Source organism: Sphingomonas sp. ID0503, from assembly GCF_048565625.1.
Classification (GTDB): Bacteria; Pseudomonadota; Alphaproteobacteria; order Sphingomonadales; family Sphingomonadaceae; genus JBLZUR01.
This window is the reverse complement of sequence record NZ_JBLZUR010000002.1, coordinates 1,784,993-1,809,724: the sequence shown is the minus strand read 5'-3', so window position 1 is coordinate 1,809,724 and position 24,732 is coordinate 1,784,993. Positions and strand designations below refer to the sequence as shown.

Sequence of the window (24,732 nt, the reverse complement as noted above, 5' to 3'; positions counted from 1 at the left end):
AGAGACGACGTGACGGGCAACCGTATGGTGGGCGAAGACCCAGGCAAGATGAGCCAGAACGGCAAGATGAGCGACGATCCTAAGGACGGTCGGCGTGTGCCGGAGGGCGGCGCTGGCAAAGAGCCACCGCAATCGGCCCAGCATCAGGAAGATGAACAAGGCGCGGAACGCCTCGCCGAACTGGGCCAGAAGGGCGCCGGCGCATGAGCGACAAGGATCACGGCAACGGGCGCATCTATGGTGCGCCGGACGAGGACAACCGGCAGCCTGCGCCCGAGCAGGGGATGCGCGGGGAAGAAGCGAATGTGGCCTCGACAGGCGCGACGACCCGTCGGACCATCGCAACCCCCGATGGTGAAGTGACGATCGAGGAAGGCTCGGCCGTTGACAGCGGTGCCTAGCGCGGATCGACGCTCAGCGTAGCGGCCGAGGCGTCGCTCGTTGCATGGTTTGTAGGCGGTCGCGTCATGAGTGATGGGGGCTTGCGGGAGCATCAAGAATGCCGACAAACGAGCAATCAGCACCGGGAATCCTGAATGTCGATCCGGCCTAGAGCTGCTCCAGCAGATGGCTCGCGGCACTGATCTTGAACGCACCGGGCTCGTCCAGGTTGAGATGGGTGACGAAGCCGTCCTCTACAACCATCGAGTAGCGCCGGCTGCGCATGCCGAGCCCGTTCTTCCGTGCATCAATCTCCAGACCGAGCGCGCGGGTGAAGTCGCCATTGCCGTCGGCCAGCATGGTGACCTTGCCCGAACTTCCGGCGCTCCGCCCCCAGGCCTCCATCACGAAAGCGTCGTTCACGGAGAGGCACGCGATTTCATCGACACCCCTGGCATGCAAGGCATCCGCCGCCTCGATGAAGCCGGGCAGATGCTGCGCGGAGCAGGTTGGCGTGAATGCGCCCGGCACCGCGAAGAGCACCACCATCCGACCCGCGAACAAGGTTGCTGTGGAGATCGCCTCAACACCTGCATCGCCCATCCTGAACAGCGGTACGTCAGGCACTCTCTCGCCCACTGAGATGGTCATCGGCTGCAAACCTTTTCACGCCAGCCAAGTGGACCTTGCCCGGATGCCGCCCTATGTTGCCAAGGTGACCGCATCCGCAAGCCTCGCCGGACAGATCCTGCTGGCCATGCCGGGCATCGGCGATCCCCGCTTTGATCGCGCCGTGATCGCCGTCTGTGCCCATGATGCGGAGGGTGCGCTCGGCATCGGTATCGGACGGCATGTGCCGCAGATCCGTCTCCACGCCTTGCTGAGGCAGCTCGACATCGATCCCGGTATCGCCCCGGACGTGGCAATCCATCACGGTGGTCCGGTCGAGGGACAGCGCGGTTTCGTTCTTCACGGGCAGGATTGGGAAGGGGAGGATACGATCGATGCCGGTCCGCTCTGGCGGCTGACTGGCACGCTCGACGTCCTGCGCGCCATCGCAGACGGTACGGGTCCTTCGCACTGGCTGGTGAGCCTCGGCTATGCAGGCTGGGGCGGTGCTCAGTTGGATGGCGAAATGACTCGTCACGGATGGTTCGCCATCCCCGGCGACGACACACTGACCTTTGGCACGCCCGCCGATCAGCGCTGGACCGCAGGCTTCTCCGCGGCGGGGATCGACAGCCGCCTGCTTTCCGCCTCTTTCGGGACGGCGTGAGCGGACTTCGCTCGACCGTGGTCTGTTCTCTTGAGAAGGGATTGCGATGGTGCGGGCCGCGATAATCTCCTCGCGGCATGGCAGGGCAGGTCCTAAAGACACGGTATGAGGATCGCATTTCCGGACGGCGCTTTTCCGACCATTCCGCCTGTCGGCGTGGTCGCTTTACTCGCCATCGCAGGTTTTTGGACGATCTGCGCAATATGGGTGACCGTCGCCGGTATCCGCCGACAGCGTGGAGGCGCGAGGGAGCCGGATCGCGCGCCACGTTGGTCTGCCCTGCTGGCCTCGATGCCCGCGATCCCGATCATCGTTTCCGCAGATGGTCAGATCCAGACCTCGGACCGGATCGCCGATTGGCTCGGCCTGCCGCAAAGGCCCTCCTTTCTCTCCGAACTCTCCGGTAACCAAACCGGTATACCTGCCGAGGACCTCGCGCTCTTGAAAGAGCATGTGGCAGCGGCACGCAGTCTGGCGGCCGATTTCACTCAGGTTGCGAATATCGCGTCGTCCGACCGCCGCCTGACCATCATGGGACGCCCGCTCAACGCGTCCGTCGCAGGGCCCGGGGGCGTGATCCTGTGGCTGTTCGACTCAAGCGAGGTCAGCCGACGCGTCGAGCAGTTGACCTTGGAGGGCGAACGGCTGCGGACCGCGCTGGATGCGCTGGCTTCGCTGATCGAGGCTGCGCCAATTCCCATGTGGCACCGCGGCAGCGACCTGCGCCTCAGCCTCGTCAACTCGGCCTACGTGAGGGCGGTCGAGGCGGAGAGTGCCGGGCAGGTCATCAGCGGCGGTCTGGAACTGGTGGAGGCGAATGTCGGGCGCAACCCGCTCGCCAGCGCCGCCACCGCGCGGGAGACCGGACAGGTGCAGTCTCGCAATGCGCCGGCGACGATCTCCGGTCAGCGTCGTATGCTGCGGATCGTCGATGTGCCGCTCGGCGAGGCAGGCGTCGCTGGCTATGCGGTCGATGTCGAGGAGCTGGAGCAGGCGCGTGGCGACCTCACCCGCTTTGCCAGCGCACAGCGGGACATGCTCGACCGGCTCTCCGCCGGCGTCGCGCAGTTCGGGCCCGATCATAACCTCGTCTTCTCCAATCAGGCATTTCGGCGCCTGTTCGCGATGAAGGCCGAATGGCTGGCGGATCGGCCGGAGTTCGACCGCGTGCTGGAGCGGATGCGGGAGGCCGGCCGCCTTCCGGAAAGCTACGACTTTCGCGGCTGGAAGGCCGAGCGGCGAGCCTGGTTCACGACGCCGAGCGGCGCGATCGAGGAGAACTGGCTGCTGCCCGGCGGCCTTCACCTTCGGGTCGTTGCGCAACCGCTGCCCGACGGCGGCCTGCTGGTCATCTTTGAGGATCGCACCGAGCAGATCCAGCTCGCCTCCGCGCGCGATACCCTGCTGCGCGTCCGTACCGCCACCTTCGACAATCTGTTCGAGGCGTTGGCTGTCTTCGCAAGCGACGGGCGGCTCTACATCTGGAACAATCGCTTTCGCGAAGTCTGGGGACTGGAAGAGGCGGTTCTCGCGACCCACCCGCGCGTGGATGCGCTTGTCGACACCGTCGCGCGCCGCCTGACCAATCCGGCGCGTGCCGGGCTGATCCGTGAGCTTGTGCGGATCGCGACGGTCGATCGGCAACAGCGCTCCGGTCATGTCCAGATGGCGGATGGGCGACATTTCGCGTTCGCGGCCGTCCCATTGCCGGATGGCAATGCGCTTTTCACCATGCTGGATGTGACCGACAGCCATCGTATCGAGATCGCGCTCCGCCAGGCGAACGATGCGCTGGGTGAGGCCGACCGTATCAAAAGCGCCTTCATGGCGAATATGAGCCGCGAACTGCGCACTCCACTCACCTCGATCGGCGGCTTCGCGGAGATGTTGAGCGGGGGCTATGCGGGCGAACTCACGCCCGACCAGACCGAGTACGTCCGTGCGATCAACGATTCGGTCGATCGCCTCAGCGCGCTAATCGACGACGCTCTGGAACAGACGCATAGCCAGATCGGCGACCTGCCGATGCCGGCCGAGCCGATCGAGCTGGGACCGCTCGCCCATGATGCCCTCGCCGCCGTGCGTGATCGTGCGGAGGCGCAGGGTGTCTCCGTCGAGGTGCGGGCGGACGCGCGGGCGGGCACTCTCGTCGGGGACCGGCGCCGGCTTGGGCAGGCGATCGAGGCGCTGATTGATCGGGCACTGGCGACGACCGCGTCAGGCGGGCGCATCGTCGTGCGGGTGACGGGCACCGCCCTTGCAGGCGAGATCATTCTTTCGGGCACCGGTCAGTCGGCGGGGAAAGCAGCCGAGAGCGGAGGCGAAGCGGCCTTCGCGACCTCGCTCGTACGGCAGGTTGTGGAGGGGCATGGGGGCACGGTCGATTACGCAGCCACTGTAGGCGATGACGTAGCCGTGGTGGTCCAGATCCCACGCCGTCAATCGCGGGACGACGCAGACGAATGAGCGTAGTGACCCTGACGGGAGAGGCGGCGATGCTGACGTTCGGTCGCGCGATCGCCGAGCATCTGCGCGCTGGCGATGTGATCGCACTCGAAGGCGATCTCGGCGCCGGCAAGACGAGCCTTGCGAGAGGTATTCTTGCCGGCCTTGGCGTGACGGGCGACATGCCCAGCCCAAGCTTCGCCATCGTTCAGGCCTACGATCCGCCGGAGGCACGCCTGCCGGTCCTCCATGTCGATCTCTACCGCTTGGACGACGACGCCGATGTCCGTGAACTCGGGCTCGATGAGGCGCTCGATGAAGGTGCCATCATTCTCGAATGGCCGCAGCGGCTCGGTCTGGCTCTGTGGAAGCACAGCCTGCGCCTTCGGATCGAAGGTGCCGGAACGCCCGCCCGCCGCTTGACAGCCGAGGTGTCGCCATCTTGGAAGGATCGATGGCCGCCGCAATGATTCCGCCCGCCACCGCGATGCCCTTCCTCGCCGCGAACGGCTGGGGCGACGGCACGATCCTGCCGCTCGCGGGAGACGCCTCGTTCCGCCGCTACTTCCGGGTTGCGGCCCCGGGCCGCACCGCCGTGCTGATGGACGCGCCGCCCGAGCATGAGGACAGCAGACCCTTCCTCGCTGTCGCTGCCCATCTCCGCTCGACCGGCTTCGCCGCGCCGCAGGTCTTCGCAACCGACCTCGACGCAGGATTGATCCTCCTTGAGGATTTTGGCGACGACCGGGTGGCCGAGGCGGTCGCTCTCGATCCCTCGCGCGAGGCGAAGATATATGGTGACGCCGTCGATCTTCTCCTGCGGCTCCATTCGGTTCCGCCCCCTGCGGACCTCCCGCCCTACGATCGAGCCGTTTATCAGCGAGAGGCTGGGCTTTTCACCGAGTGGTACGGGCCTGCTGTCGATCTACCGGTCGATGTGGAGGCTTATGTCAGTGCATGGAATACGGTTCTTGCCCAGGTGACGGAACGCTCCGTGCTGGTCCTTCGCGATTATCACGCCGAGAACATCATGCTTCGGGAGGGGCAGGATCTCGCGCTGCTCGATTTCCAGGACGCGCTGACAGGGCACCCCGCCTACGATCTCGTCTCCCTACTTCAGGACGCCAGGCGAGATGTCAGCGCGGCGACCGAAGCGTCGATGCTGGCCCGTTATCGGAGTAGTCGGCCGCTCGACGACGCTGCCTACGCCATCCTTGGTGCTCAGAGGAACGCCAAGATCCTTGGCATCTTCACCCGCTTGTGGAAACGGGACGGCAAGCCGCGCTATCTGTCGCTCCAGCCACGCGTCTGGCGGTATCTCGAACGCGATCTCGCCCATCCCGCACTAGCCCCAGTTAAGGCCTGGTTCGACCGGAACGTGCCTGTGGAGAAGCGGGCGGCGGCTTGGACAGCAGGAACGCTGGCGACGTGAGACCGGCCGAAGCACCGTTCTCTCCGCCTCGCACGGCAATGGTGCTCGCCGCCGGGCTCGGCAAGCGTATGCGGCCGCTCACCGCCACGCGCCCCAAGCCGCTCGTCGAGGTTGCGGGTAAGGCGCTCCTCGACCATGTCCTCGACCGGCTCCGTGCGGCCGGTGTCGCCAAGGTTGTCGTCAACGTCCACTACCTCGCCGATGCGCTGGAGGCGCATGTCGCGCGTCGCAAGGGCGAGCTCGACGTTCGTATTTCCGACGAGCGCGCGCTGCTGCTGGAGACCGGTGGCGGGCTGGTCAAGGCGGCACCGTTGATCGCCGAGGACACGTTCTTCGCGGTCAATGCCGACAATCTGTGGATCGACGGCCCCGCGGACACGCTCCGCTTGTTGGCGGAGCGCTGGGACGATTCTTCGATGGACGCGCTCCTGCTGGTCGTGCCGCTTGCCCGCGCGCATTGCCACGCGGGCCGCGGCGATTTTCACATGAGCGCATCGGGTAAGCTCAGCCGCCGCGCCACGGGGAAAGTCGCGCCTTTCGTCTTCACCGGCGTACAACTCGTCTCCAAACGGCTGTTGGCCGATCCGCCCGTGGGTGCCTTCTCCACCAACATCCTGTGGGATCGCGCGATCGCTGCCGGACGGCTCTACGGCGTCGCCCATCAGGGCCTCTGGATCGACGTTGGAACGCCCGGCGCCATTCCGAAGGCGGAGCTTCTGATCGGCAATGAATAGCGGGGCAGGGGTGCGGGCCGGTGATCCCTTGCCGTCGGTCTACAACATACCCCTCCATCACGCCTTTGCCGATGCGCTGGCCGCCGGCCTCCTCGGTCGCCATGGGCGCGATCCGCTCGACCTCGCGCGTGGGATCATCATCCTTCCCAACAACCGCGCGGTGCGGGCGGTTGCCGACGCTTTCGTCCGCCGCGCAGAGGGTGGCTTACTGCTGCCCCGCCTTGTCGCGGTGGGCGACCTCGAAGCGGGCGAGGGGGCAGGCGCGTTGCTGGACGGCATCGATGTCGATGAGCCAATCCCGCCGGCAATCGATCCGGTCGTTCGACGCACGATCTTAGCTAGGCTTGTCGCGCAGGCGACCGGATGCGAGGCAGCCGAAGCCTACCGGCTCGCCGCTGACCTCGCGCGGACGTTGGATCAGCTGATCATCGAGCGTGTCGATCCTCGTCGCCTACGCGATGCCGTCGCAGATGAGTTCTCCGTACATTGGCAAAGCTCGCTCCACCGGTTGCGGATCGTGCTCGATTTGTGGCCTGCGGAACTGGCCCGCCTTGGTCGTATCGACCTCGCCGATCGCCGCAATCGCGTGCTGTCATCGCTTGCGGCACAATGGCGTACGTCGGCCCCGGAGGGCTTCGTCGTAGCGGCCGGCTTCGACAACTTCGCCCCCGCTATCTCGGACCTGCTTCGCGTCATCGCGAGGATGGAGCGGGGTTCGGCGATTTTGGCAGGCCTCGACACGCATCTGCCGAACGAGGTTTGGGACATGCTCGGCCCGCATGAGCCGAACCCGGCAACCGGCCGCCGCCGTCCAGCACTGGAGACTCATCCCCAATTCGCGGCCAAGCAACTCCTGGCTGAACTGGGCGTCGAGCGTACGGATGTGCGGCGCTGGCGCTGGTCGGGCGATCGGAAAGGGCGGCCGCTCACGACGCGAGCGATATCGAATGCGATGCGACCGGCGGCGGCGACCGCCCAATGGGAGAGGTTGCCGACTCCCCATCGGCGCCTGTCGGGGATCAAGGCCGCGGAGTTCTCGACACCTGCCGAGGAGGCGCTGGGTATCGCTGTCGCCATCCGCCGCGCATTGGAAGAGCCTGGCCGCACGGTCGCGGTCGTTACGCCCGATCGCGCGCTCGCCCGGCGCATCGTCGCGCTCCTGAGGCGGTGGGATATCGCCGCCGATGACTCGGGGGGGCGGCCGTTGTCCGAAGAACCCCCCGGGGTCGTCCTGCTCGCGCTTGCCGAGATGGCGGTGGAGCGCTTCGCGCCGGTGCCGTTGCTTGCCGTGCTAAAACATCCGCTCGTTCGCCAGGGCGACGAGCGCCTGGCTTGGCTGGACATGGTGAGGGCGGTCGACCTGGGGCTCAGGGGGCCGAGGCCCGGTCCTCGGCTGGCGGGGATAGCGACGTTCTTCCAAGAAGGCGATAGCCGAACCGAACGGGTCCGCGCAGTCGCCGAACGTGCTTGGTTGCAGATCGCGCCGCTCCTCACAGACTTCGAGGTCGAGTTCTCAGCGGCCCGCGATCTTGCGTCGGCCTTGGCTGCCCTCCGCCGTTGCGCACAGATGCTTTGTGGCGACGCGATCTGGGCCGGGGAGGCGGGCCGGGCCCTAGCTGATTTCGTTGCCGCGCAGGAGGCGGTCGCGGCGGAGGCACCGGAGATCAGCGATATAGCAGCGATCCCTGCCGTCCTGCGCCAATTGTTGAACGAGGTCGCGATCCGCCGCGTTTCGCAGGATCGTCACCCTCGTGTGTTCATCTGGGGCCTGATCGAGGCGCGGCTGCAGCAGGCTGACCTGACCATCCTTGCCGGGCTAAACGAAGGCGTGTGGCCCTCGCTTCCTGCCCCCGACCCGTGGCTGGCTCCGGGCCTTCGTGCCGCTTTGGGTCTTCCGGGGCTCGAGCGACGGATCGGCACCGCCGCGCAGGACTTCGCGCTCAACCTCGGTGGACCGTCGGTGCTGCTGACTCGCGCCCGGCGGGATGCGACGGCCCCTACGATCGCGTCGCGCTTCTGGTTACGCCTTGATGCGATGACCGGCGGGCTGCCGCGCGAGCACCGCCTGCAGCGGCTCGCCGCGCGCCTTGATGCGCCGAGTGGGCCGCTGACACCCGCCGCCCGGCCGCAGCCGATACCGCCGCCCTCGGCGCGACCAAGGCGCATCTCGGTTACGGCCGTCGACCGGCTCAAGGCCGACCCATTCGCCTTCTACGCGCGCGCGATCCTGAAGCTTCCCGATCTTGATCCGGTCAACGCCGACCCGAACCCAGCCTGGCGCGGCACGCTGGTGCACCGTGTGCTGGAGGAGTGGTTCCTGCACGACGACGCACGTCCCGACGCGCTCCGTCCACGCGCCGAGCGCCTCCTCGATCAGGTCGCCGCGCATCCTGTGCTCCGCGCGCTCTGGGAGCCGCGCCTGATGGAAGCGGTTGACTGGGTGGCAGCGCGGCTGGCAGAAGATCGCGCCCAGGGGCGCGATCCAATCAAGGTCGAGATCAAGGGCGAGGCGGAGATCGCCGGCATCACGCTTCAGGGAACGGCCGACCGCATCGACCGACTGTCGGATGGTTCGCTCGCCATAGTCGATTACAAGACGGGCATGCCGCCCAGCACGGCTCAGGTCGCCGCAGGTTATGCGATGCAGCTCGGCCTGCTCGGCTATATTGCGCGCTCCGGGGGCTTTCCCGATGTGGCGGGGGATGCCGGCACGTTCGAGTACTGGTCCTTCGCCCGCGCACCCGGCGGCGGCTTCGGCCAGGTCCGCAGCCCAACCGACGCCAAGGCTAAGGGCGGCATTCCACCTGACCAGTTCGCCGATCGCGCGGCGGGTGTCCTCACGGAGGCGGCTGCGAAATGGCTGACCGGCAATGCTCCGTTCACCGCGAAGCTTCACCCCGAGTACGCGCCTTATGGGGAGTACGACCAGCTGATGCGGCTGGAAGAATGGTATGGCCGGGATGAAGGGTGAGCGCGGCTGACCGTTGCCAGCCCCGCCGCCGCTCCGCTAACGAGAGGACAGGTGGGGCCTGTAGCTCAATGGTTAGAGCTGGCCGCTCATAACGGCTAGGTTGCGGGTTCGAGTCCTGCCGGGCCCACCAACCCTCCGCTTGCCGCCCGTCGTCCCGCCCGCTAAGGCGCGGCCGTCGGGGAGTAGCGCAGCCTGGTAGCGCATCTGCTTTGGGAGCAGAGGGTCGCAGGTTCGAATCCTGTCTCCCCGACCATCCTCTAGTTTTTGTTGCGACGACCGCTCATCGTCGCGGTTCCGGCCTGCTCGCCGGGGGTATGCTGCCGACGAGAGGGCCAATGAACGAGAAGGCGATCGAACTCGCGCACCGCGCGACCCGTCAACTTCACGCTCTGGAGCGGAGTGTAGACACGGCTTTGAAGAATGGCGCTGCGCTCATCGCTTGCCTAGCTGGCGGCAGGTTGGAAGCAGGTCTCGCCGTTGAGGTCGGGCAGGACGCCTTAGAAGCGCTAGACTGTGCCATGACTCAGATCATCATGGCGCAAGGCAAGGTCGTGGAGGCGCACCATGCCCTGTTCGCCGCTGCCCAGGAGATGAACATACCTGTTGCTGTTGGCGGAGGCGGCGGCAAGCCTGCCTTACCGTTCAGGGCAGGGACGAGCAATGCCGGGCTGACCGTCGTCGATGAGCCTTGGTTCAAGAGCGTTTGAATGTTCATCTGCGTTTCACTTGCTCATTCTCTTGTCGTACGCTGCACTCTCTTTCGCTAGAACCTCTTCTGCCGTGGCTCTCTCCTCAGCCTGGTCTTTGACAAGAGCCTGGCGCTGCCGTTTCAGCGCGGCAATCTGATGATCAAGCCGGTCGAGAGCTTCGGCTTGTTCATGCTTCAGCTGTTCCACCGCCTTCTCCGCGCGATCGAGTGCTTGCCGCGATGGTGGAGCAGCCTTCCGTTTGTTGCGCTTCTGCGTTTGGTCCGGAGCATCTTCGCCGGGCGGTGCATCCCTTAGCCGACGGATTATCGTCCCCGGTGCCGCCAAAGCCGGTGCGGCGAGATTTGGATCGCTGACCTCCTCCGCCATTCCGCGTGCGAAGAGGTTCGCGCTGGTTCCCCAGGCGTCAAGCGCCGCCTTCTAACTGGTCGCTGCGACATAGGCGTCGTGGAAGCCGATCGGCGTTCGGTAGACCTTCAGCTTGCGCGGCATCTCCGCACAACGCGCAATGGCTTCATTGGTCGCAGGGTAAGACGAGCACAATAGAAAACGGGCGCCTCCCGAAGGAGACGCCCGTCTGTTCTTTCCCGTTTAGAAGCGGGAGCGAAGCTTAGTGCGCGGCGCCAGCGTTGTCGGCGGCGTCGTGCGCGTTGTCCGCAGCGTTGTCGAGCGCGTCGGCCGCAACCTCGTTCGAGGTGTTCTCGGCGGCGTCCTCGAGGACCTCACCCACGTTGTCCAGCGCGGCCTCGTTGGCGTCCGCGGCGTTCTCAGCCGGCGTCGACGACGAGCAAGCGGCCAGCGAGAGCAGACCAGCGGCGAAAGCGAAACCCAGCTTCTTCATTCGAGCACTCCCCTTTAGGGTCATAAATCATCAAGGGGTCCGGCCCGAACGCCGTCCCTGTCGTCTTCTCTAGTCGCGGAATGTCTACCGTCAACGGGGAAATTTACGGTGAGTGAACAGGCGGACCTCACCGTTCGTCGCATTTCGAAGCCGCACAGCCTCAATGCGCAGCAGCCGGAGGGTCGATCGGGCCAAGCTCGGTCGCGTCGTTCGCGACCACCGACAGCATGGCCGTCCATGCCGCCACGTTCTGGCGAAGCTGCTCGGGATCGACCTTGTCGAGCGTGTCGTCAGGGGTGTGATGCAGGTCGAAATAGCGCGTGCCGTCCTGGCTGAGTTCCAGCGTCGGCACGCCGATCGCCGTCATCACCGAGATGTCGGAGCCACCCGCGTCTCCGTTCCTGCCGCCGAACGCGATGCCGAGCGGGTTGAGCGCAGCGCTCAGCTTTGGCGTGACGACAGGGGCAGAGGTGGCGCTGACGTTGGTCTGGAACCGCCACACCCGATCGGCGCCGAAGTCGGACTCGGCCGCCACGGCGTGCTTCTCGGTCCGGTGCCGATCGCGATAGGCGTTGCCCCCGAACAGCCCGACCTCTTCCGCCCCGAACCAGACGAGGCGGATGGTGCGGAGCGGCTTGCCCGCGTCCATGATCCGCTTCGCCGCCGCCGTGGTGATCGCGACGCCGGCCGCGTCGTCGATCGCGCCCGTTCCCTGATCCCAGCTGTCGAGATGACCGCCGATCAGGACGATCCCGGCGTCCTTTTCGCGCCCCGGCACCTCGGCAATAACGTTGCCCGACTGACGCGTTCCCACGCTGCGTGGCGTGAGCGTCAGGTGCATGGTCACCGGCTTGCCGCGCTTGAAGATGCGGGCGAGCTGGTCCGCGTCCGGAAGTGTGAGGGCCGCCGCGGGGATCGGCTTCACCCCCTCGGCCCAGACCTGCACGCCGGTATGCGGGTTGCGGTGATGATCGGTGCCGATCGAGCGGATGACGATCGCGGCCGCGCCCTTCTGAGAGGCGACCGACGGGCCCTTGCGCCGAATCTGACCGAAGGGGCCGTAGGCCGAACCGTCCTGCGTCGCCGCCATCGCGTGGTTCACGAAGACGATCTTGCCCGCGACCTGCGCCGCGGGTGCCGCTTCGAGGGCCTGCAGCCCGTCGAAGGCGACCACCTCCGCCGTGATGCCGGCGGACGGGGTGGCGCCGCTGTTCCCCAGTGCGGCGAGCACGAGCCGCTGTGGGAAGGGGCTGATGATTTCCGCCGTCTCTGCTCCGCGCTCCCAAGCGGGCATGTCGAACGTCTCGATCCTTACATTGGCGAAGCCGAGCGCGTTCAGCTTCTTCACCGCCCAGTCGCGGGCCCGTGCCTCGGCCTCTCCGGCGGCAGGGCGGGGGCCGATTTCGGTCGTCAGCGTCTCTGTGATCTCCCAGGCGAGATCGTCCTTCAGCGCCGCGTCGCGCAGCGCGGCGGTATCGGCGGCGAGAGCGGGAGAGGAGAGAAGGGCGGCGGTGGCGAGGAGAAGCTGCTTCATGTCCACGACCTTAGCGCCGGACCCTCGACTGCCAACCCCGTCTCTGCCGTTTGCCTTCCGTGGCGGGGCGATTATATCGGCGCCACATCCAAGCAGACCCAAGATACGCGGAGACAGCCTCGCATGGCCGCCCAGTACGCCTTCGTCATGAAGGACATGACCAAGACCTTCCCCGGCGCGCCGAAGCCGGTGCTGAACAACATCAACCTGCAGTTCTACCAGGGTGCCAAGATCGGCATCGTCGGCCCGAACGGCGCCGGCAAGTCGACGCTGATGAAGATCATGGCCGGCATCGACACCGACTTCGTGGGTGAGGCCTGGCCGGGCGAGAACATCACGGTCGGCTATCTGCCACAGGAGCCGCAACTCGACCCGTCTAAGAACGTGCTGGAGAACGTCAAGGACGGTGCCCGCGACGTCGCCGATATGGTCGATCGCTTCAACGCGATCTCGGCCGAGATGGGTGATCCCAAGGACGACACCGACTTCGACAAGCTGCTGGAGGAAATGGGCGTCCTTCAGGAGAAGATCGACGCGGTCGATGGCTGGACGCTCGACAACCAGCTGGAGATCGCAATGGAAGCGCTGCGTTGCCCGCCTTCCGACTGGCCGGTCGAAAGCCTGTCCGGCGGTGAGAAGCGCCGCATCGCGCTCACCCGGCTGCTGATCCAGAAGCCGTCGATCCTGCTGCTCGACGAGCCGACCAACCATCTTGATGCCGAGAGCGTCCAGTGGCTGGAGGCGCATCTGAAGGATTACGCGGGCGCGGTGCTGATGATCACCCACGACCGCTACTTCCTCGACAACGTCGTCGGCTGGATCCTCGAGATCGATCGCGGCAAGTACTTCCCCTACGAGGGCAATTACTCCACGTACCTCGAGAAGAAGGCCAAGCGCCTTGAACAGGAGGAGCGCGAGGAGTCCGGTCGCCAAACCGCGATCCGTAACGAGCTGGAGTGGATCCGGCAGGGCGCCAAGGCCCGCCAGACCAAGTCCAAGGCGCGTATTGCCAAGTTCGACCAGCTCGTCGCCGCGCAGGAGAACCGCACACCGGGCAAGGCGCAGATCGTCATTCAGGTCCCCGAACGTCTCGGCGGCAAGGTGATCGAGGTCGAGAACATCTCCAAGTCCTATGGGGACAAGAAGCTGTTCAGCGACCTGACCTTCACCCTGCCGGCCGGCGGCATCGTCGGCGTGATTGGTCCCAACGGTGCCGGCAAGTCGACGCTGTTCAAGCTGATCACCGGCCAGGAAGCGCCGGATAGCGGGACGATCGAAAAGGGCAGCACCGTCCGCCTTGGCTATGTCGACCAGAGCCGCGACCATCTCGATCCCAAGAACAACGTCTGGCAGGAGATCTCGGACGGCCTCGATTACATGAAGGTCAACGGTCACGATCAGTCGACCCGCGCCTATGTCGGTGCCTTCAACTTCAAGGGCCAGGACCAGCAGAAGATCGTCGGCAAGCTGTCCGGCGGTGAGCGCAACCGCGTCAACATCGCCAAGATGCTGAAGCGTGGCGGCAACGTCCTGCTCCTCGACGAGCCGACCAACGATCTCGACGTCGAGACGCTCGGCGCGCTGGAGGAGGCGATCGAGAACTTCGCCGGCTGTGCCGTGGTCATCAGCCACGACCGCTTCTTCCTCGACCGTCTCGCTACCCATATCTTGGCATTCGAGGGCAACGGCCATGTCGAGTGGTTCGAGGGGAACTTCGAGGCGTATGAGGAGGACAAGCGCCGCCGCCTGGGCGATGCGGCGGACCGGGCTAGTGCGGGGGCTTACAAGAAGCTGACGCGGTAAAGGCTGCGCTGTCGAACGGCGTTGGGGGAGGGCAATCGGGCTTAGCGGCTGAACAGACGTTTCAGCCGCTTCCTCCAACCCGGCTTCTTCTTCGTTTTTGCAGACGACGGCTTCTTCACCACTTTGCTGGCTGCCCAGTCGAAGCTGCCGTCCGCGGTAGCGGTGTCGGCGGGTTTCTCCAGAAGCGCTCTTATCTTCACGTCGCGCCGCATCTTCAGGACGCGCAGGCCGCTCCTCTCCAGCGTCAGGCGAAATCCGATCTCGTTGATGTAGACCGGTTCTCCCACCCGGATCACCAGTGCGTTGTCGCCCCAATATTGCGCCGTGAGCCACATCCGGCCGCCCGGGCGCAACATCCGCGCGGCCTTCTGCACGAGCGTGATCGGATCGCGCACATGCTCATACGCTTCCTGCGCGATCACGAAATCGACGCTGCCCGGCGGGATGATGCTGTCGAGATCGTCGTTGTCCAGATCAACCGTATGCGCCTCGAAACCCAATTCGTCGCGCATGAAGGCGACGCTCGGTTCGGAAAGTTCGAGCCCGATATACCGCAGGTCCGGCCTCGCATCCCGCATGACGTGCAGGGCCTGCCCCGCGCCGCAGGCAAGATCGACCACGCATTTCGACCCTACGGGCAGGTGCGAGAGGTACTCGTTGGAAGAGGTGACGAACTCCTTCGTACCCAGACGGCGGAAGCTTTCGACCTTCGACACGTCGCGCTTGTAGACTGCGTGATCGTCCTCCTTGGGGTTCAGGAAGATCGTCTCGCACGCGCCGCAGATGTCGAAGCGGAACAGCTTCTGCGGCGCCTCAAGCGTGGGCAGGTAATCGAGGTAGAGCTGGTCCAGCGACGTGCCTGGCGCGCTGAGGCGGGTGTTGGCCGGCAGACGGTTCTGCGGCAGCTGCCAGAGCAGCGCGGTATCCTTCGATCCGCATAGCGGGCACGCGTCCAGCTTGACCGTGCCCGCCATTTCAAATTGCTTACGAAAGCGCCGTGCGATGTTCATCCTTCCGCTATGAAGGGCTGGATTGGCCGCGGCAAGGACGCCGCCACAGGCTTCCGACCGTTCAGTAATACTGGGCGAAGGTTGGGGCGGGCATGTCGCACGCCTTGGTCTTGCCGGCCTTGCACGCGGCGACCTGCGCGCGCCAGGCGGCCATGGCGTCGGCATAGGCGTTGGTCTGGGCCTGATAGCGGGCTTCGTCGTTCGCGATCAGTTCCTTGCGAGCGGCGACTTCGGCGCGATAGGCGGCCTGGTCGAGCGCGTACTGCTTCTGGTTCTGCGCCTCGACGGCGGTGTCGACCGCCAGTGAGGAGGCGTTCAGCGTTTGGGTTGCCGGCTTCTCGGCGGCGTCCACCGCATCGTGCTTCGCCGTGTGCTTGTCGTGGCCGCGGTCCTGCGGCAGCTCCTGGTTCGTCGGAGCGGGATTGGGCGGGGTCTGCGCCATCGCCACGCCCGAGAGGGAGATCATGGCGGCGGCAGACAAGAAGATGCGCTTCATCATCGTCTCCATCAACTATTTGCTGGCGGCGTAACGACGGATGGAGGGGCGGCGTTCCGCTTGGGTCCCCGGCCGAGGCGCAACTCGCTGACGACGACGCTCAGCACCACCAGCGCGCCGCCGAGGATCGCGGAGCCGGGGAGGCGATCTCCGGCGGCCCAGCCGATCACCCCGGCATAGACCGGCTCCCCCGCATAGATCAGCGAGGCGCGGGTGGCGGAGACACTGCGCTGCGCCCAGTTCATCGTCACCTGGATGATCACGCTGCCGACGCCCAGCACAACGACGCATCCGAAAGCGACAGGCGACCAGCGGGGAAGCGCCTCGCCCGTCAACGGCATCATCGCAAAGCAGAGGGCGGCGGTCACCGCCATCTGCAGCATCGCGGCGCGGCGGCCGTCAACGGCGCGGGCGAAGACGCCGATCAGCACGATCTGGCCTACGGTCGCCACGGCGCAGAGGATGGTGAGCGTCTCCCCCGTGCCGAGGGTCAGGCCCATCACCTCGCGCGGACCGGCCAAGAGGGTGAGGCCTGCGAGCGCCATCACGACGCCGACCCAGACCATCCGGCGCGGCATCCGCCGGAGGAAGATCAGCTCGGCGACGGGTACCAGCGGCACGTAGAGCGAGGTGATGAAGGCGGACTTGCTGCTGGGGATGTAGAGAAGGCCAATCGCCTGGAGCGCCATGCCGGCGGTCATCGCTGCGCCGATCCAGAGCGACGAGGTCAGTTCGACGCGGGTAACGCGGACCATATGGCGAGGGCTGGTGATGAACAGCAGCGCTGCGGCGATGGCGAAGCGCACGCCGACGAAGAAGAACGGCCCCCAATCGTCGAGACCGATCTGGGTAACGAGGAAGGTGGCACCCCAGAGCAGAGTGATGCCGAACAGCGAGAGTTCCGGCAGGTACCGCCGACCCGCCGGCGCCTCGCTTTCCGGCAGCATCAGGTCGCAGAGGCGGGCGAGAAGCTGCCGCTGTCCTCGTCTAGAAGGTGGAGGAGGCCGTCGGCGATGGCGAAATAGGCACCGCGCAGCTTCAGCGTGCCGGCGGCTTCACGCTTCGCGACGAAAGGGAAGGTTCGGAGGTTCGCGAGGCTGACCTTCACCGCCTCCAACTCCATCGCGTGAACCGCTTCGGGGCCGTCGCCATGCTCCGCCTTGATCCGGTCCCGCGCTTCGTCGAGCAGGTCGATCCAGTGCGCGATGAAGCCGCCGTCGCCCGGCTGCGCATCGGCGAACTGGCGCGAGAGCGCCGCCTTGCAGCCGCCGCATGCGCCGTGGCCCATGACGACGACCTCCGACACTTCGAGCTGGGTCACCGCGAATTCGAGCGCCGCCGACACGCCGTGCCGCCCGCCGCCGACCTCGAAGGGTGGCACGAGGTTGGCGACGTTGCGTACGACGAACATCTCGCCGGGCGAGGTGTCGAAGATCTGGCTGGGATCGACGCGGCTGTCCGAACAGGCGATCACCATCACCTTCGGGCTCTGCCCCTGCGCCAGTTCCGCCCAGCGTGCCCGCTGTGCCTGCCACCCGCCGGTGCGGAAACGGCGGTATCCGTTCAGGAGATCGTTGAAGTCGGCCATGCTGCGTCCGCTTTCGTGTGTTTGTGGGTGTCGTTTAGCGCCACGGCAGCGGTGCGCAAGGCGGGCGGGACTCCCTCGGAAGTTGACTAAGTTTACACTACGTCAGCGCGGAAAACGCGTTCCGGGCAGGGGCCCGCGAGCGAGATGTGGAAGCGTTGTGCGAGTTTCGAAGTGACATGCTTTCGACCTACTTCCTGGGTGGCTGTGTAGGACAGCAGAAACGAGCCCCGACAGTAACAGCGGCCGCTCGATGGTTGTTACAGGGGTCCCGGGGCGCTATCTGCGTCCCATGAACGAGCTCACACCGCTGCCTCGCCCGGAACGCGTCCGCAAGCCCGACTGGATCCGGGTGAAGGCGCCCACCGGCAACGCCTTCAACGAGACGCGCCAGCTGATGCGTCGCCTCAACCTCGCGACGGTCTGCGAGGAAGCGGCCTGCCCGAATATCGGTGAATGCTGGACCAAGAAGCACGCGACGGTGATGATCCTGGGCGACACCTGCACGCGGGCCTGCGCTTTCTGCAACGTGAAAACGGGTATGCCGCGCGCGGTGGATCTGAAGGAGCCGCAGCATGTCGCCGATGCCGCGGCGGAGCTGGGGCTGGAGCATATCGTCGTCACCTCGGTCGATCGCGACGATCTGAAGGACGGTGGCGCGTCGCAGTTCGTGAAGGTGATCGAAGCGCTGCGCCGCACGACCCCGAATACGACGATCGAGATCCTGACGCCCGATTTCCGCAACAAGGCGGATGCGGCGGTGGAGGCGATCGTCGCGGCGCGGCCTGACGTCTACAACCACAACCTGGAAACCGTGCCGAGGCTGTACCCGACGATCCGGCCGGGTGCGCGGTACTACGCTTCGCTGCGGCTGCTGGAGAGCGTCAAGCGGCTCGACCCGACAATCTTCACCAAGTCCGGGATCATGACCGGCCTGGGCGAGGAGCGGCTGGAGGTCCATCAGGTGATGGACGACATGCGGTCCGCCGACATCGATTTTCTGACGATGGGCCAGTACCTGCAACCGACGCCGAAGCACGCCAAGGTGCAGGAGTTCACCAGCCCGAAGGCCTTCGCCGCCTATGCCGCGATCGCCCGCGCCAAAGGCTTCCTGCTCGTGGCGGCGAGCCCGCTGACGCGGTCTAGCTATCACGCGGGCGACGACTTCGCGAAGATGAAGGCCGCGCGCGAACTGAAGCTGGGTCGGACGGTCGGTGCCCCGGCATAGTGAGACGCGGACGCTCCCGTACACGCCGGGGCAGATGTACGATCTCGTCACCGACGTCGCCCGCTATGGCGAGTTCTTGCCCTGGGTGACGGGGGTACGTGTCCGGTCCGACAATGAGACCGAGATGGTCGCGGACCTTGCCGTGGGGTTCAAGGCGCTGCGGGAGACGTTCACGTCCCGCGTGCTGAAGACGCGGCCGTCCGAGGTGCATGTCGAATATGTCGAGGGGCCGCTGAAGTACCTCCGCAACGACTGGCGGTTCGAGCCGGATGGGACGGGTGGGTCGCTGGTCCACTTCGCGGTGGATTTTGCCTTCCGCTCGCGCATGTTCGAGATGATCGCGGGGCAGGTGTTCGATCGTGCGCTCAGGAAGATGATCGGCGCGTTCGAGGATCGGGCGCGGGCGCTTTACGGCCACCCACAGGAATCCCGTTCGTCCTGAGCGAAGTCGAAGGACGGGTAACACAGGGCAACGCTCGTAACCCGTGCTTCGACTTCGCTCAGCACGAACGGATTATTCGTCGCTGTCTTTCGGCAACAGAAGCTCCAGCGCGCAGAGCGCGGCGGCGACGCGAATACCTTCGCGGCCGAGGTCGCCGAACTCCTTTAGGTCCGCATGGATGTCCTTAGGGTCTCCGCCCTTGATCGCGCGGGCGAAGACGACTGTTCCGACCGGCTTCTTGGGCGATCCGCCGCCCGGCCCGGCGATACCGGTGATCGACACGGCGATGTCGGCACCCGATCGCTCCAGCGCGCCGCGCGCCATCGCCCAGGCGGTGGCGATCGACACCGCGCCGAAGGTCTCGATCACGTCGCTGGCGACGCCCAGCATCGCCTGCTTCGCCTCGTTCGAATAGGTAACGAAGCCGGCGTCGAACACGTCGGACGATCCGGCGAGTTCGGTGAGCGACGCGGAGACGAGGCCGCCCGTGCAGCTTTCCGCCACCGCGACGTGCAGGCCGGCGGCGCGGTTCACCTCCAGCACCTTCTGCGCGGCGGCGAGCAGGCTTTCCGGCACCGCGCTCATTGGGCGACTTCGCAGAGCTTGAACGGGAGATCGTCGCGGGAACGGCTGAACAGGTCGTAGGCGATCACCACGGTTTGCGCGACGTTGCGGCCGGGGAGCGGGGCGAGCGCGGTGAGCGCGCGATCGATCGTTGCGCAATCCTTGACCGCGACCTTGCTGACGAGCGCGGCGGTGACCGCCTGTTCGAGAACGGTGCGCTGAATCTCCTCGGTCAGGAAGCCGCTGGTGATGTTGCCGAAGAGGCGGGTCAGCGTGCCTTGCGCGGCAGGCCATGCGGCGTCGGCGTCCGCCGCATAGCGCGCGCCCGGATCGCCGCGCAGCAGGAAGGCGGAGGTGGACAGGGTAGCGCGGCACCGCTCCGCCACGCCATCCACAAGCACGGGGAGGGAGAAGGTCACCAGATCCTCTGCCTGCTTCCGGTCGAGGCAGGGCGCGGTGGAAGTCGCGGCGGACGCCGCCTGTGCGACGAACAGGGCGGCGAGAGCGAGCGAAGTGGCGGCGTTGCGGATCATCATTCCTCCCAACTGCTGACGGTGGCGATCGCCTGCGCGGCGATGCCCTCGCGACGGCCGGTGAAGCCCAAGCCCTCGGTCGTCGTCGCCTTGATGCTCACGCGATTCAACGGCAGCTCCAGCAATTCTCCGATCCGGGAACGCATCGCATCGGCATGTGGGCGCACCTTGGGTGCCTCGCAGATGATCGTGACATCGACATGATCGATCCGCCCGCCCGATCGGCGCACCAGATCACGGGCGTGGATGAGGAAGCGGTCGGAGGACGCACCCTTCCACTGCGGATCGCTGGGCGGGAAATGCGCGCCGATATCGCCGTCGCCGATCGCGCCGAGCAGGGCGTCGGTGAGGGCGTGGAGTGCCACGTCGGCATCGGAATGGCCGGCGAGGCTGTGGCTGTGCGGGACCTTCACGCCGCCCATCCAGACATGGTCGCCCTCCGCGAAGGCGTGGACGTCGTAGCCGAGGCCGGTGCGGGTGATCCTGTTCAAACGTCCCTCCGCAAGCGCGAAATCGGCGGGTGCTGTGATCTTGTCGAGGCGCGGGTCGCCGGCGATGGTGAAGACGTTGAAGCCGGCGGCACGGGCCATCTGCGCATCGTCGGTCGGCTCCGGCCCGGTCCAGCCCTCATGCGCGGCGCGGAGGACGGCGAGGCGGAACCCCTGCGGGGTTTGCACCCGACGCAGGCCGTCGCGATCGACCACTTCGCCGAGCGCGTCTCCGGCCGTGACGAGCGTGTCGGCGACGGGCAGGACCGGGACCGCGCCGTCCGCCTGGGCCAGAGCGCTCAGGAGCCGGTCGAACACCGAGGCGGGGAGGAAGGGGCGCGCGGCATCGTGGACGAGGACGACGTCGCCATCCGGCAGTGCTGCCATTCCCGCCGCGACTGACTCCCGCCTCGTTGCGCCACCCTCGACGATCCGCGCTGGCCTGTCCGCACCGAGTGCGCGCGCGGCCAGTTCCTCCTGCCCCTTGCCGATCGCGACGACGATCTCCCCGACCGCCGGATGGGCGCGAAGGGCATCGTAGGCGCGAGCGAGCACGGACTTTCCGCCGATCTCGACATATTGCTTGGGAACGCTGCCGCCCGCGCGGCTGCCCGAGCCGGCGGCGACCAGGATGGCGTGGCAGAGCATGTCCCGGCGCTTAGCCGAGCCTCGCCTTGCCCGCCAGAGCGATTGGCTGTACGGAGATGCCTGTTTTTCAGGCAAAATCCATGACCATGCTCGCCCCCATCCAGATCGGCCCGGTGCGGATCGACACGCCGGTGATCCTGGCGCCGATGACCGGCGTCACCGACCTGCCGTTCCGCCGCATCGTCCGCCGCTATGGCTCCGGCCTGAACGTCACCGAGATGGTGGCGAGCGCCGCCGCGATCCGCGAGACGCGCCAGTCGCTGCAGAAGGCGGCATGGGACCCGATCGAGGACCCGGTGTCGATGCAGCTGGTCGGCTGCACCCCCGCCGAGATGGCCGAGGCGGCGAAGCTGAGCGAGGATCGCGGGGCGGCGATCATCGACATCAACATGGGCTGCCCCGTGCGCAAGGTGACGAACGGCGATGCGGGCTCGGCGCTGATGCGCGACCTCGTCCACGCCGCGGCGCTCATCAAGGCGACGGTCGGGGCGGTGAAGGTGCCCGTCACGTTGAAGATGCGGATGGGCTGGGATCACGTCAGCCTAAACGCGCCCGAACTCGCCCGCATTGCTGAGGATCTCGGCGTCCGGATGATCACCGTTCACGGCCGCACCCGCAACCAGATGTACAAGGGATCGGCCGACTGGGCGTTCATCGCCAAGGTGAAGGCGGCGGTGTCGGTGCCGGTGATCGTCAACGGGGACATCTGCTCGATCGAGGATGCCGAGACTGCGCTCGCGCAATCGGGCGCGGACGGGGTGATGATCGGGCGCGGTGCCTATGGCCGGCCGTGGCTGCTCGCACAGGTCATGCGCCACTTCCAGGGCAAGGCGCCGGGCGAGGATCCCTCGACCGATCAGCTTTATGCCCTGATTACCGAGCATTATGACATGATGCTTGAGCATTATGGCGAGTTCACGGGCGTCAGCATGGCGCGCAAGCATCTCGGCTGGTACACCAAGGGCCTGCCCGGATCGGCCGATTTCCGGAACAGCGTGATGCGCTACACCGATCCGGACGAGGTCCGCCGCGCGCTCGCCGAATTCTTCGCACCTTGGCTCTCCCGGGCAGCGGCCTGATCCGCTTCGGCAGGGCGGCCGCGCGCGCGAGCGTGGTGGCACCCGCGGAGGTGCTGTTCGCGCTGCCGACGCCGGTGCTGGTGATCGACGCGGTTGGCCTTGTGACAGATGCCAATGTCGCGGCGGAGTCGCTGCTCAACCTTGGGCGGAGCGCGGTGATCGGCCGGAGCATCGCCGAGGTGATCGGGCATCCGCTGGACGCCGTTTCCAATGACGCGCCGTTCACGGCCTATGATCTCGACATCAGCCTGCCGGACGGGCGCGAGAAGCAGGCCGATGTGATGGTGGCGCCCTTGCCGGACCGGCCGGGCTGGCGCGCCGTGACCATCCACGGCCGCGCGCCGTCGCACCTCGCTTCGCGCCGATTGGAGCGGGAGGGCGGGATGAAGAGCGCGGTGGGTGCCGCCGCGATGCTGGCGCATGAGATCAAGAACCCGCTTTCCGGCATCCGCGGGGCGGCGCAGCTGCTGGAGGCGACGGCCGACGCCGACTCCGCCGATCTGACCCGGCTGATCCGCGACGAGGTGGATCGCATCGCCGCGCTGATCGACCGGATGGAGGGGTTCACCGATACGCGACCGGTTACCGTCGAGCCGCAGAACATCCACGCCATCCTGGGCCATGTCCGCGACGTCGCCAGCCGGGGCTTTGCGCGGGATGTCGTGATCCGCGAGCTTTACGACCCATCGCTGCCGGCGGTGCTCGGCCACCGCGATTCGCTGATCCAGGTGTTCCTCAACCTCATCAAGAATGCGGTCGAGGCGATGGGGGAGGCGGGCGGCGTCGTCACGCTTACCACCGCCTATCGCCACGGCGTTGCGCTGGCGAAGGGGAGCCGCGATCGCCGCGTGCTGCCGATCGAGGTCTGCGTGATCGACGAGGGGCCGGGCGCGCCGGCCGATCTGGCGCAGCACATGTTCGACCCGTTCGTCACCACCAAGCGGTCGGGCGGTGGGCTGGGTCTCGCCCTTGTCGACAAGCTGATGACTGATCAGGGTGGCATGGTCGAATACGCGCGCGAAGGGCGGCCGCCGCGCACGGTGTTCCGCGTGTTGTTGCCGAGAGTTGGGGGAAAGAAATGACAGCGGCCGGACGTATCCTCGTGGTCGATGACGATGCCGCGATCCGCACCGTGGTGCGGGAGGCGCTGCGCCGGCGTGGGCACCTCGTGGAGACAGCCGGTTCGCTGGCCGAGCGCAAGCGCGCGATGGCGGTAGGTATGCCGGACGTGCTGATCACCGACGTGGTGCTGCCCGACGGCAACGGGTTGGACACCGTGCCAGAGCTGATCAGCGCCTGCCCCGGCCTGCCCGTGATCGTTTTGTCCGCGCAGAACACGCTGGCGACGGCGGTGCGCGCGACCGAGCAGGGCGCGTTCGAATATCTGCCGAAGCCGTTTGACCTTGAGGAACTGGCGCGGGCGGTTGATGCCGCGCTTCGCCGGGGACGGGCGGCCACGGACACGACGCCATCGCGCGTCGAGGACGATCTTCCGCTGATCGGTCGCTCCCCGCCGATGCAGGAGGTGTACCGCACGATCGCGCGGGTGGTGGGCAACGACCTCACCGTGCTGATTCTCGGAGAATCCGGGACTGGCAAGGAGCTCGTTGCCCGCGCCGTCCACGATCTCGGGCCCCGGCGCGACAAGCCCTTCGTCGCCATCAACATGGCCGCCATCCCCCGCGAGCTGATCGAATCCGAGCTGTTCGGCCATGAACGCGGCGCGTTCACCGGCGCGCAGGCGCGGACCGCCGGGCGGTTCGAGCAGGCCCAGGGCGGCACCCTGTTCCTCGACGAAATCGGCGACATGCCGCTGGAGGCGCAGACCCGGCTGCTGCGCGTTCTGCAGGCTGGTGAGTTCACCACCGTTGGCGGGGCGCGGTCGATCCAGGCCGATGTTCGCATCATCGCTGCCACGCACAAGGACCTGCCCGCGCTCATCGCGGAGAAGGCGTTCCGCGAAGACCTCTATTACCGGCTGAATGTCGTGCCGATCCGCATTCCGGCGCTCCGCCAGCGCGGGCACGACATCGGCGACCTCGCGCGCCATTTCCTCGACCGGGCGGTGGAGAGCGGGCTGCCGCGCAAGTCGCTGGACCCGGCCGCGATCGAACATCTGATGCGCTACTCCTGGCCCGGCAATGTTCGCGAGCTCGAGAATTTGATGCGGCGGCTAGCGGTGCTGACTCGCGAGGAGGTGATCGGCGCGGCGATCGTCGAACACCAGCTTGGCGGTGTGCAGGAGGCTGGCGCGGACGCCGAAGGCCGGGTCCTTACTTTCTCCGAGATGATCGAGGCGCATCTTCTCCGCCAGTTCGAGGAGCATGGTGATCGGCTGCCCCCGGACGGACTGTTCGATCGCATCCTCGGCGAGGTGGAGCGGCCGTTGCTGCGCGTGACGCTTGCGGCGGTACGCGGCAACCAACTGCGTGCGGCCAAGCTCCTCGGCATCAACCGCAACACGCTCCGGAAGAAGTTGACCGAGCGGGGTGTCGACGTCGCGGATACACGGCGCGGCTGAGGAACAAGCATCTA

The 24,732-nt window shown here is 66.5% G+C and carries 26 protein-coding genes and 2 tRNA genes; 17 read left to right on the top strand and 11 right to left on the bottom strand.

The features are described 5' to 3' along the window. Window positions 1-9 precede the first annotated feature (9 nt). Together ACM608_RS09780 and ACM608_RS09775 are read left to right on the top strand one after the other, a co-directional pair. Complete coding sequence (locus tag ACM608_RS09780) at window positions 10-207, top strand: hypothetical protein (RefSeq protein ID WP_419683037.1); 198 nt, start codon at window positions 10-12, stop codon at window positions 205-207. Continuing rightward, window positions 204-401, top strand: coding sequence for a hypothetical protein (locus ACM608_RS09775; protein ID WP_419683036.1), 198 nt, complete (start codon window positions 204-206; stop codon window positions 399-401). Before ACM608_RS09780 ends, ACM608_RS09775 begins: the two co-directional genes overlap by 4 nt. Before the next feature lie 148 nt (window positions 402-549). On the opposite strand, the gene ACM608_RS09770 is transcribed toward ACM608_RS09775, so the two are convergent. Beyond that, a complete protein-coding gene (locus tag ACM608_RS09770; protein WP_419683035.1) occupies window positions 550-1,032 on the bottom strand; it encodes a peroxiredoxin in 483 nt (160 codons plus the stop codon). Window positions 1,033-1,096: 64 nt separating this feature from the next. On the opposite strand from ACM608_RS09770, the gene ACM608_RS09765 reads away from it, so the two are divergent. The 9 genes from ACM608_RS09765 to ACM608_RS09725 all read left to right on the top strand — a co-directional run bounded on the left by ACM608_RS09765 (window position 1,097) and on the right by ACM608_RS09725 (window position 9,946). Then, the gene (locus ACM608_RS09765; RefSeq protein ID WP_419683034.1) at window positions 1,097-1,657 is read left to right on the top strand and encodes a YqgE/AlgH family protein; all 561 of its coding nucleotides are present in this window, start codon (window positions 1,097-1,099) and stop codon (window positions 1,655-1,657) included. A gap of 105 nt (window positions 1,658-1,762) precedes the next feature. Next, entirely contained in the window at window positions 1,763-4,123 is a 2,361-nt protein-coding gene (locus ACM608_RS09760) for a PAS-domain containing protein (RefSeq protein ID WP_419683032.1), read from the top strand. Beyond that, window positions 4,120-4,572, top strand: coding sequence for a tRNA (adenosine(37)-N6)-threonylcarbamoyltransferase complex ATPase subunit type 1 TsaE (tsaE, locus tag ACM608_RS09755; RefSeq protein ID WP_419683031.1), 453 nt, complete (start codon window positions 4,120-4,122; stop codon window positions 4,570-4,572). The genes ACM608_RS09760 and tsaE overlap by 4 nt, the downstream gene beginning before the upstream one ends. Beyond that, entirely contained in the window at window positions 4,569-5,534 is a 966-nt protein-coding gene (locus ACM608_RS09750) for an aminoglycoside phosphotransferase family protein (RefSeq protein WP_419685160.1), read from the top strand. The genes tsaE and ACM608_RS09750 overlap by 4 nt, the downstream gene beginning before the upstream one ends. A gap of 38 nt (window positions 5,535-5,572) precedes the next feature. Continuing rightward, window positions 5,573-6,268, top strand: a complete 696-nt coding sequence (locus tag ACM608_RS09745; protein WP_419685158.1) for a nucleotidyltransferase family protein — start codon at window positions 5,573-5,575, stop codon at window positions 6,266-6,268. Further along, the gene (gene addB / locus ACM608_RS09740; protein WP_419683030.1) at window positions 6,261-9,239 is read left to right on the top strand and encodes a double-strand break repair protein AddB; all 2,979 of its coding nucleotides are present in this window, start codon (window positions 6,261-6,263) and stop codon (window positions 9,237-9,239) included. The genes ACM608_RS09745 and addB overlap by 8 nt, the downstream gene beginning before the upstream one ends. Before the next feature lie 54 nt (window positions 9,240-9,293). Beyond that, a tRNA-Ile gene (locus ACM608_RS09735) sits at window positions 9,294-9,369 on the top strand. Window positions 9,370-9,415: 46 nt separating this feature from the next. Continuing rightward, window positions 9,416-9,492, top strand: a tRNA-Pro gene (locus tag ACM608_RS09730). Window positions 9,493-9,574: 82 nt separating this feature from the next. Then, window positions 9,575-9,946, top strand: coding sequence for a hypothetical protein (locus ACM608_RS09725; protein WP_419683029.1), 372 nt, complete (start codon window positions 9,575-9,577; stop codon window positions 9,944-9,946). A 15-nt stretch (window positions 9,947-9,961) separates the two neighbouring features. Here the strand turns inward: ACM608_RS09725 and ACM608_RS09720 are convergent, their stop codons facing one another. The 3 genes from ACM608_RS09720 to ACM608_RS09710 all read right to left on the bottom strand — a co-directional run bounded on the left by ACM608_RS09720 (window position 9,962) and on the right by ACM608_RS09710 (window position 12,321). Further along, window positions 9,962-10,315 (bottom strand): hypothetical protein, encoded by a 354-nt coding sequence (locus tag ACM608_RS09720; protein ID WP_419683028.1) that lies wholly within the window; start codon window positions 10,313-10,315, stop codon window positions 9,962-9,964. 241 nt (window positions 10,316-10,556) lie between these two features. Beyond that, window positions 10,557-10,787: a hypothetical protein gene (locus ACM608_RS09715; RefSeq protein WP_419683027.1), complete on the bottom strand. Its 231-nt coding sequence runs from the start codon at window positions 10,785-10,787 to the stop codon at window positions 10,557-10,559. 160 nt (window positions 10,788-10,947) lie between these two features. Next, complete coding sequence (locus tag ACM608_RS09710) at window positions 10,948-12,321, bottom strand: M20/M25/M40 family metallo-hydrolase (protein WP_419683026.1); 1,374 nt, start codon at window positions 12,319-12,321, stop codon at window positions 10,948-10,950. A 123-nt stretch (window positions 12,322-12,444) separates the two neighbouring features. Between ACM608_RS09710 and ettA the strand changes: the two genes are divergently transcribed. Next, window positions 12,445-14,124 carry an energy-dependent translational throttle protein EttA gene (gene ettA, locus ACM608_RS09705; RefSeq protein ID WP_419683025.1) on the top strand — a complete coding sequence of 560 codons (1,680 nt, stop codon included), beginning with the start codon at window positions 12,445-12,447 and terminating at the stop codon, window positions 14,122-14,124. Window positions 14,125-14,165: 41 nt separating this feature from the next. On the opposite strand, the gene ACM608_RS09700 is transcribed toward ettA, so the two are convergent. The 4 genes from ACM608_RS09700 to ACM608_RS09685 all read right to left on the bottom strand — a co-directional run bounded on the left by ACM608_RS09700 (window position 14,166) and on the right by ACM608_RS09685 (window position 17,218). Beyond that, entirely contained in the window at window positions 14,166-15,134 is a 969-nt protein-coding gene (locus ACM608_RS09700) for a class I SAM-dependent methyltransferase (RefSeq protein WP_419683024.1), read from the bottom strand. A 61-nt stretch (window positions 15,135-15,195) separates the two neighbouring features. Continuing rightward, complete coding sequence (locus ACM608_RS09695; RefSeq protein WP_419683023.1) at window positions 15,196-15,630, bottom strand: hypothetical protein; 435 nt, start codon at window positions 15,628-15,630, stop codon at window positions 15,196-15,198. A gap of 11 nt (window positions 15,631-15,641) precedes the next feature. Then, window positions 15,642-16,577: a DMT family transporter gene (locus tag ACM608_RS09690; protein ID WP_419683022.1), complete on the bottom strand. Its 936-nt coding sequence runs from the start codon at window positions 16,575-16,577 to the stop codon at window positions 15,642-15,644. Further along, window positions 16,577-17,218 (bottom strand): carbonic anhydrase, encoded by a 642-nt coding sequence (locus ACM608_RS09685; RefSeq protein ID WP_419683021.1) that lies wholly within the window; start codon window positions 17,216-17,218, stop codon window positions 16,577-16,579. Before ACM608_RS09685 ends, ACM608_RS09690 begins: the two co-directional genes overlap by 1 nt. 289 nt (window positions 17,219-17,507) lie before the next feature. On the opposite strand from ACM608_RS09685, the gene lipA reads away from it, so the two are divergent. Both lipA and ACM608_RS09675 read left to right on the top strand, forming a co-directional pair. Beyond that, window positions 17,508-18,443 (top strand): lipoyl synthase, encoded by a 936-nt coding sequence (lipA, locus tag ACM608_RS09680; RefSeq protein WP_419683020.1) that lies wholly within the window; start codon window positions 17,508-17,510, stop codon window positions 18,441-18,443. Continuing rightward, window positions 18,430-18,885 carry a type II toxin-antitoxin system RatA family toxin gene (locus ACM608_RS09675; RefSeq protein ID WP_419683019.1) on the top strand — a complete coding sequence of 152 codons (456 nt, stop codon included), beginning with the start codon at window positions 18,430-18,432 and terminating at the stop codon, window positions 18,883-18,885. The genes lipA and ACM608_RS09675 overlap by 14 nt, the downstream gene beginning before the upstream one ends. 72 nt (window positions 18,886-18,957) lie before the next feature. On the opposite strand, the gene ACM608_RS09670 is transcribed toward ACM608_RS09675, so the two are convergent. From ACM608_RS09670 to ACM608_RS09660, 3 genes are read right to left on the bottom strand one after another with little or no spacing between them, the layout of a single operon-like run. Next, entirely contained in the window at window positions 18,958-19,470 is a 513-nt protein-coding gene (locus tag ACM608_RS09670; RefSeq protein WP_419683018.1) for a CinA family protein, read from the bottom strand. After that, window positions 19,467-19,982, bottom strand: coding sequence for a hypothetical protein (locus tag ACM608_RS09665; protein WP_419683017.1), 516 nt, complete (start codon window positions 19,980-19,982; stop codon window positions 19,467-19,469). The genes ACM608_RS09670 and ACM608_RS09665 overlap by 4 nt, the downstream gene beginning before the upstream one ends. Then, entirely contained in the window at window positions 19,982-21,118 is a 1,137-nt protein-coding gene (locus ACM608_RS09660; protein WP_419683016.1) for a bifunctional 2-C-methyl-D-erythritol 4-phosphate cytidylyltransferase/2-C-methyl-D-erythritol 2,4-cyclodiphosphate synthase, read from the bottom strand. The genes ACM608_RS09665 and ACM608_RS09660 overlap by 1 nt, the downstream gene beginning before the upstream one ends. 80 nt (window positions 21,119-21,198) lie before the next feature. On the opposite strand from ACM608_RS09660, the gene dusB reads away from it, so the two are divergent. Genes dusB through ntrC form a run of 3 tightly spaced genes read left to right on the top strand, consistent with a single transcriptional unit; the run spans window position 21,199 to window position 24,718 of the window. Next, on the top strand, window positions 21,199-22,197 hold the full coding sequence (gene dusB / locus ACM608_RS09655; protein WP_419683015.1) for a tRNA dihydrouridine synthase DusB: 999 nt from the start codon (window positions 21,199-21,201) through the stop codon (window positions 22,195-22,197). After that, complete coding sequence (locus tag ACM608_RS09650; RefSeq protein ID WP_419683014.1) at window positions 22,173-23,279, top strand: two-component system sensor histidine kinase NtrB; 1,107 nt, start codon at window positions 22,173-22,175, stop codon at window positions 23,277-23,279. Before dusB ends, ACM608_RS09650 begins: the two co-directional genes overlap by 25 nt. Beyond that, window positions 23,276-24,718 carry a nitrogen regulation protein NR(I) gene (gene ntrC, locus ACM608_RS09645; RefSeq protein WP_419683013.1) on the top strand — a complete coding sequence of 481 codons (1,443 nt, stop codon included), beginning with the start codon at window positions 23,276-23,278 and terminating at the stop codon, window positions 24,716-24,718. Before ACM608_RS09650 ends, ntrC begins: the two co-directional genes overlap by 4 nt. The last annotated feature ends 14 nt before the right edge of the window (window positions 24,719-24,732 follow it).